The sequence below is a fragment of the Lutibacter sp. genome, assembly GCF_021647475.1.
GTDB lineage: Bacteria > Bacteroidota > Bacteroidia > Flavobacteriales > Flavobacteriaceae > Lutibacter.
Genome location: NZ_JAKIUR010000071.1, coordinates 1 through 10,577, shown reverse-complemented (window position 1 = coordinate 10,577; position 10,577 = coordinate 1). Strand labels below are relative to the sequence as shown.

Below are 10,577 nucleotides of genomic sequence, written 5' to 3'. Positions count from 1 at the left end.
AACGCATTTGACAAGGTTTTATGCACCAAGATACTAAAAACTGGTCTTTTTTGAACCCTATTTTGGTAATAAAAACAACTAAAAACACTATTAAAACTATCTTCTTGTAATAAAATAGGTTCGACTAGATAACTATTTTAAATTTGTGGAATATAAATACAAGCAACATTTTTACTAAGTTATTTTCTTTGATTTTAAACTAAATCGTAAGACGAGATAGCCTAAAATGCCAGCAATTAAAGATCCCAAAATTACTCCCATTTTTGATGCAGCTATTAAACTATCATTAGTATATGCCAAATTAACTATAAATAAAGACATCGTAAATCCTAGCCCGCCTAAGATACTTACACCTAATAATTGTAAATTATTAACTCCTTTTGGTAAATCTGCTAGTTTTAGTTTTACTGCTATCAAAGAGAAAAACATAATGCCAATAGTATTTCCTAATACCAAGGCTAACGCAATATTCATAGTAATATGACTTGTATTTTCCAATCCATTTAGGCTCAACACTACTCCTGCATTTGCCAAAGCAAAAATTGGCATAATAATATAGGACACCCAACCATGTAACGTACTCTCTAAATGCTGAAGTGGAGAATGCACTTTTTGAGTAATTTTTTCGATAGAATCAACTGCATGTAATTGATTCTTACTCATTAGTTTACTCTTATGTGAACTTTCTTCTTTGAAAAAACTAAGTTTTTTTGTTATTACTTTTAGGTATTCTTTAAAATCTACTTTTCTATTTATTGGAATAGTAAATGCCATTAAAATTCCTGCAATAGTAGGATGAATTCCTGATTTTAAAAACAGTAACCAAACTACAAAACCCATAATAAAATAAAAATATTTAGAATATATTTCTTTATAACTTAAAAATATTAATACACTAAAAATTAACATAGCATAACCTACTAATTCCCATTGAATATTTGCACTATAAAAAATAGCAATTACTAAAACTGCTCCTATATCATCAACAATTGCAAATGCTGTTAAAAATATTTTTAATCCTAAAGGAACACGTTTACCTAATAATTTTAAAATACCCAGAGTAAAAGCAATATCAGTAGCCATTGGTATTCCCCAACCTTCACTTCCAATTTTTCCATTGTTAAGAATTAAAAATATGATTACAGGAAACAACATTCCGCCAATAGCTGCAAAAATAGGAAGCGATGCTTTTCGCAAAGTTGTTAATTCACCAACCAAGATTTCTCGCTTTACTTCTAATCCAATAACAAAAAAGAAAATTGCCATTAAACCATCATTAATCCATAATATTAAAGGTTTTGATAAATAAAAACTTGAATCTGCAAAACCAATAGTAAACTTATGATTCCATAACGCTTCATATATATAACCAAAAGATGAATTCGCCCAAATAATAGCCAAAATAGAACAGGCAAAAAGGATAATACTTGAAGCGGTTTCTAATTTTATAAAACTTTTTAATGAATTACTAATACGTTTCATTTAGTCATTTTTTAATATCTGCGAAATATACAATAATTTTAATTTTTAATACGAAAAACCTCCCAAATGGGAGGTTAATATTAAGTTTAACTCGTTGTGCATTTTAACTTTTTAAACTTACTGTTACGTCAGTTCGAGCCTGCCTGAATTGACGAAATTTTATCATAATGCACAACGGGTTAAGTTTAATATAAAAATACTAAATTATAATTGAGGCCCAGCAGCAATTAATGCTTTACCTTCTTCATTATCACAATATTTTTCAAAATTTTTGATATATAAGGCTGCTAATTTTTTAGCTTTTTCTTCCCATTCTTTTGCATCACTATATGTTTTTCTTGGATCTAAAATATCACTCACTTTTTCTAATGATTTTGGTGCTGTCAAATTCAAATAAGGAATTTTAACCGTTCCAGCTTTATCAATAGAACCATCAATAATTGCATCAATAATTGCACGAGTATCTTTTAATGAAATTCTTTTACCTGTCCCGTTCCATCCTGTATTTACCAAATAAGCTTTTGCATGGTGTTCCTTCATTTTTTTAGCCAATGTTTTTGAATACATGGTTGGGTGCAAGGTTAAAAAAGCCTCTCCAAAAGCAGGAGAAAATGATGGTACTGGTTCCGTAATTCCTCTTTCAGTACCTGCTAATTTAGAGGTAAAACCACACAAAAAATGATATTGAGCTTGAGCATCATCTAAAATAGAAACTGGAGGTAAGACTCCAAATGCATCAGCAGATAAGTATATAATTTTTTTTGCGTGACCAGCTTTTGAAGGTAATACAATTTTATTAATGTAATAAATTGGGTAAGAAACTCTTGTATTTTCTGTAATTGAATTATCACTATAATCTATTTTTCCATGTTCATCAACTGCCACATTTTCCAGTAGTGCATCTCTTCTAATTGCTCTCCAAATATCAGGCTCATTTTCTTCACTTAAATCAATTACTTTTGCATAACAACCTCCTTCAAAATTAAAAATACCATTATTATCCCATCCGTGTTCATCATCTCCAATCAAGTATCGTTTTGGATCTGCAGATAAAGTTGTTTTACCTGTTCCAGATAACCCAAAAAATATTGCAACATCCCCTTTTTCACCAACGTTTGCTGAACAATGCATTGCAGCAATTCCTTTTAATGGCAAATAATAGTTCATCATTGAAAACATTCCTTTTTTCATTTCACCACCATACCAAGTACCACCAATTATTTGAATTTTTTCAGTTAAATTGAACATCACAAAGTTTTCAGAATTTAAGCCTTGTTTTTTCCAATTAGGATTCACAACTTTTGAACCAGCTAAAACTAAAAAATCAGGTTCTCCAAAATTTTCTAATTCATATAAAGAAGGTCTGATAAACATATTGGTTACAAAATGTGCTTGCCAAGCGACTTCCAATACAAAACGGACTTTTAAACGAGTATCGGCATTTGATCCACAAAAGGCATCTACAACATATAATTTTTTTGAACTTGAAAGTTCATTAATCACTAATTCTTTTAAATCTTGGTAAACTTCATTAGATGTTGGTGTATTTACACTATTCCAGTTAATAGTATTTTCAGATACACTATCTTTTACAATGTACCTATCTTTAGGAGAACGACCTGTAAAAACACCTGTTTTTACTGCAACAGCACCTGTTTTAGTTTTCTGTGCTTTATCAAATCCCGTACGGTGATGTGCTATTTCAGATTTATATAATTCTTCGTAAGTTTGGTTGTACATTACTTTTTCATTTCCTACAATTCCCAATACCTTTAAATCTTGGATAATTTTATTTTTAACATTTTTCATATTAAATAAATTTTACTGTTATGAACTTTAATTTAAATCCATTACAAATTTACAAAATTATATCTTGTAACAATTGTGACGAAAGTCATTTTTACCAACAATCTACGATAACGTTTTAGTTACTTATATTGTTGATTATTAGATATATAGTAAATTATTGAAACTATTATTTTTAACGAAAACGCTTTCGATTATTTAATAAAATAAGTCTTATTTTATTTTTTAAAGAAGTATTAAAATGTATATTCGTTTTGTGTCATATTTCATATTTATACGTCATGCTAAACCTGCCTGCCGGACAGGCAGGTTTAGCATGACGAACATTTTATGATTAATTACGGACAATCAAAGTATTAATTATGATTTTTTATAAAAAACCAAAGCCATTTTTAACCAACCAATTATAAAAAGTAAACCTCCTAGCGGAGTTATAAACCAAATAAGTTTTGCAGGAACTCCAAATGTAATTGCATATATGGATCCAGAGAAAAACAAAATTCCAAGTAAGAATAATAATGTTAATTGATTTTTAATTTTTGAAGTAAAATTAACCATGGTATTTACAAACAATAAAACGAGTACATGAAACATTTGATATTTTACTGCCGTTTCAAAACTTTTTAACTCGTAAACTCCTAATTTATCCTTTAAAGCATGTGCTCCAAAAGCACCTAAAATAATAGTAATAGCTCCTAAAATAGAAGTAATTGTTAAATTTTTATTCATTTTATCATAAATTTAAAGCAGTAAATATAAACTTAATACCTTTCATATTCAATTTTAGTATATTTATAAAAACCATTTATTATGATAAAACATTCAGATACTTTAATAACCTTATTTGAAACAAGTTTAATTCATGAAATTTATATAGCAAAAACTTTATTGGCAACCTATAATATTCCTAGCTATGTTTTTGATGAAAACTTAACAACTATTGGCATTCCTAGTTTAGAAGGTTATCGACTAAAAATTAATGAGTTAGATTTTGAAAATGCAAAACAAATTTTAGCAACTACAAAGCACTAAGATAAATAGCTGTTTTTTAAATAATGTGAGCATTTAAATTTGTACATTCGTACTTCAATTTTTGAGTTAAATTTATATAAAAATGCGTACTATTTTGGTAATTGGCGCAGGCCAATCTTCATCGTCCCTTATTACTTATTTACTAAAAAAATCAAGTTCTGAAAATTTGCAGGTTATTGTGGCAGATGTTTCTTTAGAATTAGCGAAACAAAAAATAAACAATCACCCAAACGGAAAAGCAATTACATTAGATATTTTTAATGAAGAAGCTAGAAGAAAAGAAATAAAAAATGCTACCATTATAATATCAATGCTACCGGCAACCCTTCATATTAAAGTAGCAAAGGATTGTATTGAATTTGGAAAGAACCTTATTACGCCATCTTACATTTCTAAAGAAATGAAACAGCTTAATAAAAAAGTAGTTGAAAAAGGATTGGTATTTTTAAATGAAGTTGGATTAGATCCTGGTATTGATCATATGAGTGCTATGCAAGTTATTGATGGCATTAGAGAAAAAGATGGCAATATGTTGCTTTTTGAATCTTTTACTGGCGGATTGGTTGCTCCTGAAAGTGATACTAATTTATGGAATTATAAATTTACCTGGAATCCAAGAAATGTAGTTTTAGCCGGACAAGGTGGTGCCGCAAAATTTTTACAGGAAGGGAAATATAAATACATTCCATACCAAAAATTATTCAGAAGAACTGAAATATTACATATTAATAACTACGGGAAATTTGAAGGATATGCCAACCGAGATTCCTTAAAATACAAGAGTATTTATGGATTAGATGATATTTTAACCTTATACCGAGGAACTATAAGACGTGTTGGTTTTTCAAGAGCTTGGAATGTTTTTATACAGCTTGGAATGACTGATGATAGTTACACCATTGAAGATTCTGAAAATATGAGTTATCGAGATTTCACCAATTCCTTTTTAGCCTATAATCCTAATGATTCGGTTGAATTAAAACTACGTTATTATTTAAAAATTGATCAGGATGATGAAGTTTGGGGAAAATTATTGGAATTAGATTTATTTAATCCGAACAAAAAAATTGGACTAAAAAATGCTACACCCGCCCAAATTCTTGAAAAAATATTAAAAGAAAGCTGGACTTTAGAAAAAGATGATAAAGATATGATTGTAATGCAACATCTTTTTGGATATGAAGTTAATGGTAAAAAAGAACAAATTAAAAGCAGTATGGTTTGCATAGGCGATGATCAAACTTATACTGCTATGGCAAAAACCGTTGGTTTACCTGTTGGAATTGCAACTTTAAAGATATTAAATGGAGAAATTAAAACTCCTGGAGTTCAATTACCAATTAGCAAAGAAATTTATGAACCTATTTTAAGCGAATTAAAAGAAAATGGAATTATTTTTACTGAAGAAAAAATGTCCTATTTAGGTTATAATCCCGAAAATGTGGTAGGGTAATTTATAACCTAAAAACAATCATTATAAATGTTTAAAAATAAAAGAGATTTAGTATTTGTAGTTTGTCTAGTATTAATTCACCTTTTATTTTTTGGTTTTGCCGTATTTCAAAACAATTATTATCCTATTTCCGGATTCAAAAACCTACATATTGATCCATACCAATATTTAACCGAAGCTAAAAATATTATAGAACACGGTATTTTTTATTGTGACGATTTAAGCAATCCTATTAATTTTGATTACTACACTTTACGCCCACCAGTATATCCCTTGTTTTTATCCTTGTTTTATCTATTTAAAGCACCTTTATTTGTTATTATATTCTTCCAAAATATCATTTCGATAATATCTATATATTTAGTTAGAAAAACGCTTTTTCTTTTTAATTATAAAACAAAATACGATGTTATATTTATAATTCTGTTAGCCTTAACACCATCACAATTTATTTATGCCAATACCATTTTTTCTGAAGTTATATTTCAATTTTTTATTGTGTTAATGTTTAGAAATGCATTACTTTTTATCTATTTTAAAGAAAAAAAATATTTAATTTGGTACAGTTTTGCCTTAATTTTAGCTGCATTTACAAAACCAGTTATGTATTTGTTTGTTATCCCTAGTTTAATTTATATGGTATATTTATCTTATAAAATAAAAAAATGGTATCCTGCAATCTTATCAATTTTACCTGTTTTAGCTATTTTTTTAATGTTAACTTGGAATTATAAGCGAACAAATAAATATCAGTATTCTAGTATTCAAACCATCAACCTTTTAAATTATAATACACGCCTTTTTTTGATGAGTAAAAAGGGCTACGCTTACGCGGATAAATTTATAGATAGCATTCACAATAATGCTAATAAAATTCAAGATTACGCCAAACGGACAACTTATTTAAACAAAGCTAGTAAAAATTTTCTGAGCAAAAATTTAATTAGTTATGGTTTTTATCACCTACAGGGAAGTGTATATGCAATTTTAGACCCTGGTAGATACGATATTTCTAATTTCTTTTTACTCAATACTAAAAACGTAAATCAGAAAGGTATTTTATATCATCTAAATAATGGTGGAATAATAAGTGTTTTAAAATTTTTAGTCAGTACTTATTCTATTCCACTACTGCTAATTTTAGGTTTGATTTTATTTCTTAATGTTTTTAAGTTGTTGAGTTTAGTTCTGTTTATCTTGAATAAGAGAATCAATTTAAATTTTAAAATTATAGTTTTGGGCCTGTTGCTTTATATTATTTTATTAGCTGGTCCGGTAGGTGCTTCTAGATATTTTATGCCATTGGTACCCCTTATTATTGGTGTCATTTTAATTGATAATGTGTTAATAAAAAAGTTATTTAATAAAATTAATATGTTTAAAAACAGGTCTTCTAATGAAAAATAAAACCCTAAAAACAGCTATAATAATTGGGGCAGGACCTGCGGGCTTAACAGCTGCTTTTGAATTGCTAAAGCACACTGATATTAAACCAATTGTTGTAGAAATGTCTAGCGATATGGGTGGTATTTCTAAAACAGTAAATTATAAGGGAAATAGAATGGATATCGGCGGTCATCGCTTTTTCTCAAAATCACAACGTGTAATGGATTGGTGGCAAAATATTTTACCTATTCAAAATGACACAAAAAGTGATTTTATAAATATAAATTATCAAGGTAAAGAGAATAAAATTTTATTAAATAAAAAGGGAAATTCAATAAAATTATCTGATAAGGTTCTATTGATTAGAAAACGTGTTTCACGCGTTTTTTTTCTACAAAAGTTTTTTAAGTATCCTATTTCTTTAAGCTTTCAAACACTTTCAAAATTAGGATTTATAACCACACTTAAAATTGGTTTTAGCTATTTGTTGATTAGATTATTTCCAATAACTAAAGAAACCTCTTTAGAAGATTTTTTTATCAATCGATTTGGTAAAACACTTTACCTTACCTTTTTTAAAGACTATACCAAAAAGGTTTGGGGTAAGTCGTGTAAATAAATTCCAGCCAAATGGGGTGCACAACGCATTAAAGGTGTTTCTGTTAGTAAAGCACTGCAACATGCATTAAAACAGGTGGTTTCTAAAAAGAAGGGAATAAGTCAAAATAACACAGAAACGAGTTTAATAGAAAAATTTTTATATCCCAAATTTGGACCGGGACAGATGTGGAATGAAGTTGCTAGAATTGTTAAAGAAAAAGGAGGTGAAATTTTAATTAATTCAAAAGCTACAGAAATTGTTTTAGAACAAAACAGGATTAAAAATATTATCATTACTAATGTTTTAAACAATAAGCAAACAACCTTAATTGGTAATTATTTTTTTTCTACCATGCCAGTAAAAGAATTGATAAATAGCTTAAAACCAAAACCGCCCAAAAGTATTGTAGAAGTTGCCAATAATTTACAATACAGAGATTTTATAACCGTAGGACTCCTACTAAAAAATCTAAAAATAAAACAATCTCCAAAAAATAAAAATGGAAATAATTTAATAAAGGATAACTGGATTTACATCCAAGAAAAATCTGTTAAAATAGGGCGTTTACAAGTGTTTAATAATTGGAGTCCACATTTGGTTAAAAATCCCGATAATGTGTGGTTAGGCTTAGAGTATTTTTGTAATGAAGGTGATGATTTATGGCAAAAAAACGATAAAGATTTTATAAAATTTGCCATAGACGAACTGACTTCAATAAACATTATTGAAAAGGAAGCCGTATTGGATGCTACCATAATTAAAATGCCAAAAACATATCCAGCCTATTTTGGCAGCTACAATAGATTTGATGAAATTAAAAATTACACTAATACTATCGAAAATTTATTTTTAGTTGGTAGAAATGGTATGCATAAGTATAACAATCAGGACCACTCAATGCTAACGGCTATGACGGCCGTAGAAAATATAAAAAACAATATAATTTCTAAAAATAATATTTGGGCTATAAATACAGAGCAAGATTATCACGAAGAAGCTTAATCTACATCTTTAGATAAAAATCTTTCACCAAATTTTTATAAGCATTGGTACATTTATGACGTGTGATTTCTATAATCAATTCATCAATTTCTATTTCAGTTTTAGTTTTTGAAAATTGCAATAAACTTCTTTTTATAGCTGTGTTTTCATTTCCTTTAACTCTAGTTATTCTATTTGGAACTAATTTATTTTGAGCTGCTATTTTAATAAAATTAACTTCTTCTTCAAAAGGAATAATAAAAGCACAAGTTCCTGTATCACTTAAAAGTTTTGAAGTTCCATACAATAACTCTTCAAATGATAGACTTTCATTATGCCGAGCCAAAGCTCTATCTCTATTTAATTCTTTATAGGTTGAAGTATAAAAAGGAGGATTAGAAATAATTAAATCGTATTTATCTTCTATTTCTTCAGTAAATTGTTGAAACGATGCATGGTAACAAAACAATCGATCTCCCCAATCGCTATTCTCAAAATTTTCGACCGTTTGTAAATATGCATTTTCATTTAATTCTACTGCATCAATAGTTTCAGCAAAAGAACGCTGTGCCAACATTAAAGCAATTAGTCCAGTTCCTGAACCCACATCTAAAATAGTATTTAATTCGTTTTTTAAATTTACCCAAGCTCCTAATAAAACAGCATCAGTACCCACTTTCATTGCTGTTTTATCTTGTTGAATTGTAAATTGTTTAAACTTAAAAGATTTGTTGGACATTTAATAAAATGTTTGAATTATTATGAACAATATAAAATAATTTATATGATAATTAGACTCTATAAAAAGAAATTATTTGTCTATAATTTTAGAGTAAAGCTTAATAAGCACTTTTTTATCTTCCGCTATATTTTTTAATTATATGCACTCCATGCATATTTCATCTCAATCATTTTACTATAAAAATAGTTACATGCATTTTCTTCTGATAAAAATTTTTTATAATTATTTTTACCTCCTCTTTCATCAAAATAATAAAATTCCCAATAAGAATCTTCAACAGTTACTAAATAAAATCTATCGGGCAATAATCCTTTTTTAAGTGAATAATATCGTTTTGGGACTTTTAGTTCATCAAGTTTAATTTCTAACTCTTTGCTATTCATTTAACTATTTTTTTATGAGTTGCTCTACTTCTTCTGCTATTTTTTTAAATTTTATTTCTATTCGTAGATTATTAATTAATTCTATTTTTTTCATCTTGATTACTACCTTTATGCTTTTTACCTTTAATTTTATTATTACCTAAACGATAAGTTAGTGAAAAATTTAACCTTCTATTATCATAATAATTACTAAAAGTCGTTTTTTATATTATTGCTATTATAAGATATGTAAGTTGGGCGGTTTGTTTTTAAGATATCAGAGCCACTTATATTTAAAATCCACCTTTTATTTAGCGATAACACTTTAAAACTAATATCTAATTGTGAATAGGCATTTGCATTATCTAAATCACTTGCTTCGGGAAATTGATACCAGTAATTAATAGACGCAAACACTGTTTTATTTGTATTTAAAATAAAAGAATTATTAGAGCTTAAATAAGTTGTAAATCCTTTGTTTTCTGCTTTTACTTCTGGGATTGTAGATGTTGCTTTTAGATAATATAAATATATTGAGTTAGTCATTTAGTTACCGTATATTTATCTCTTTAAACAAAGAGATATGGAACAATTTAAAGGGCAAGATATACTAAACTTTATAAAAGAACTACCAAATGATGATGCTTGTAAAGCCTATTTAGCTAAAATAAAGTGGCAAGATGGTTTTACTTGTAGTAAATGTGGAGGTACAAAAGGTTGTGAGAAGTCAGG

At 27.9% G+C, this 10,577-nt stretch carries 12 protein-coding genes; 6 read left to right on the top strand and 6 right to left on the bottom strand.

All coding sequences use genetic code 11. From position 1 onward, the window contains the following. Positions 1 to 174 precede the first annotated feature (174 nt). The 3 genes from nhaA to L3J60_RS12440 all read right to left on the bottom strand — a co-directional run bounded on the left by nhaA (position 175) and on the right by L3J60_RS12440 (position 4,017). Positions 175 to 1,482 (bottom strand): Na+/H+ antiporter NhaA, encoded by a 1,308-nt coding sequence (nhaA, locus tag L3J60_RS12450; protein WP_291975884.1) that lies wholly within the window; start codon positions 1,480 to 1,482, stop codon positions 175 to 177. 204 nt (positions 1,483 to 1,686) lie between these two features. Continuing rightward, entirely contained in the window at positions 1,687 to 3,291 is a 1,605-nt protein-coding gene (pckA, locus tag L3J60_RS12445) for a phosphoenolpyruvate carboxykinase (ATP) (RefSeq protein ID WP_291975883.1), read from the bottom strand. A gap of 357 nt (positions 3,292 to 3,648) precedes the next feature. Further along, positions 3,649 to 4,017: a DUF423 domain-containing protein gene (locus tag L3J60_RS12440; protein ID WP_291975882.1), complete on the bottom strand. Its 369-nt coding sequence runs from the start codon at positions 4,015 to 4,017 to the stop codon at positions 3,649 to 3,651. 81 nt (positions 4,018 to 4,098) lie between these two features. Here L3J60_RS12440 and L3J60_RS12435 point away from each other — a divergent pair, with 81 nt between their 5' ends. The 5 genes from L3J60_RS12435 to L3J60_RS12415 all read left to right on the top strand — a co-directional run bounded on the left by L3J60_RS12435 (position 4,099) and on the right by L3J60_RS12415 (position 8,762). After that, positions 4,099 to 4,320 (top strand): DUF2007 domain-containing protein, encoded by a 222-nt coding sequence (locus L3J60_RS12435; RefSeq protein WP_291975881.1) that lies wholly within the window; start codon positions 4,099 to 4,101, stop codon positions 4,318 to 4,320. An 82-nt stretch (positions 4,321 to 4,402) separates the two neighbouring features. After that, a complete protein-coding gene (locus tag L3J60_RS12430; RefSeq protein WP_291975880.1) occupies positions 4,403 to 5,773 on the top strand; it encodes a saccharopine dehydrogenase family protein in 1,371 nt (456 codons plus the stop codon). A gap of 27 nt (positions 5,774 to 5,800) precedes the next feature. Continuing rightward, positions 5,801 to 7,180 (top strand): hypothetical protein, encoded by a 1,380-nt coding sequence (locus L3J60_RS12425; RefSeq protein ID WP_291975878.1) that lies wholly within the window; start codon positions 5,801 to 5,803, stop codon positions 7,178 to 7,180. Continuing rightward, positions 7,170 to 7,778, top strand: coding sequence for an NAD(P)-binding protein (locus L3J60_RS12420; protein WP_291975877.1), 609 nt, complete (start codon positions 7,170 to 7,172; stop codon positions 7,776 to 7,778). Before L3J60_RS12425 ends, L3J60_RS12420 begins: the two co-directional genes overlap by 11 nt. Next, positions 7,779 to 8,762 carry a hypothetical protein gene (locus L3J60_RS12415; RefSeq protein ID WP_291975886.1) on the top strand — a complete coding sequence of 328 codons (984 nt, stop codon included), beginning with the start codon at positions 7,779 to 7,781 and terminating at the stop codon, positions 8,760 to 8,762. Position 8,763: 1 nt separating this feature from the next. Here L3J60_RS12415 and L3J60_RS12410 read toward each other — a convergent pair whose 3' ends face one another. From L3J60_RS12410 to L3J60_RS12400, 3 genes are all read right to left on the bottom strand, one after another. Continuing rightward, entirely contained in the window at positions 8,764 to 9,480 is a 717-nt protein-coding gene (locus tag L3J60_RS12410; protein WP_291975876.1) for a methyltransferase, read from the bottom strand. A gap of 134 nt (positions 9,481 to 9,614) precedes the next feature. Then, the gene (locus L3J60_RS12405; protein ID WP_291975875.1) at positions 9,615 to 9,866 is read right to left on the bottom strand and encodes a hypothetical protein; all 252 of its coding nucleotides are present in this window, start codon (positions 9,864 to 9,866) and stop codon (positions 9,615 to 9,617) included. A 189-nt stretch (positions 9,867 to 10,055) separates the two neighbouring features. Then, complete coding sequence (locus L3J60_RS12400; RefSeq protein ID WP_291975874.1) at positions 10,056 to 10,391, bottom strand: outer membrane beta-barrel protein; 336 nt, start codon at positions 10,389 to 10,391, stop codon at positions 10,056 to 10,058. A gap of 37 nt (positions 10,392 to 10,428) precedes the next feature. On the opposite strand from L3J60_RS12400, the gene L3J60_RS12395 reads away from it, so the two are divergent. After that, on the top strand, positions 10,429 to 10,577 hold a 149-nt coding region (locus tag L3J60_RS12395; RefSeq protein ID WP_291975885.1), incomplete at its 3' end, for a transposase.

Bases quoted from the DNA above. Each gene is read 5' to 3' on its own strand.
- nhaA (WP_291975884.1), bottom strand. From the start codon at position 1,482: ATGAAACGTATTAGTAATTCATTAAAAAGTTTTATAAAATTAGAAACC.
- pckA (WP_291975883.1), bottom strand. From the start codon at position 3,291: ATGAAAAATGTTAAAAATAAAATTATCCAAGATTTAAAGGTATTGGGA.
- L3J60_RS12440 (WP_291975882.1), bottom strand. From the start codon at position 4,017: ATGAATAAAAATTTAACAATTACTTCTATTTTAGGAGCTATTACTATT.
- L3J60_RS12435 (WP_291975881.1), top strand. From the start codon at position 4,099: ATGATAAAACATTCAGATACTTTAATAACCTTATTTGAAACAAGTTTA.
- L3J60_RS12430 (WP_291975880.1), top strand. From the start codon at position 4,403: ATGCGTACTATTTTGGTAATTGGCGCAGGCCAATCTTCATCGTCCCTT.
- L3J60_RS12425 (WP_291975878.1), top strand. From the start codon at position 5,801: ATGTTTAAAAATAAAAGAGATTTAGTATTTGTAGTTTGTCTAGTATTA.
- L3J60_RS12420 (WP_291975877.1), top strand. From the start codon at position 7,170: ATGAAAAATAAAACCCTAAAAACAGCTATAATAATTGGGGCAGGACCT.
- L3J60_RS12410 (WP_291975876.1), bottom strand. From the start codon at position 9,480: ATGTCCAACAAATCTTTTAAGTTTAAACAATTTACAATTCAACAAGAT.
- L3J60_RS12405 (WP_291975875.1), bottom strand. From the start codon at position 9,866: ATGAATAGCAAAGAGTTAGAAATTAAACTTGATGAACTAAAAGTCCCA.
- L3J60_RS12400 (WP_291975874.1), bottom strand. From the start codon at position 10,391: ATGACTAACTCAATATATTTATATTATCTAAAAGCAACATCTACAATC.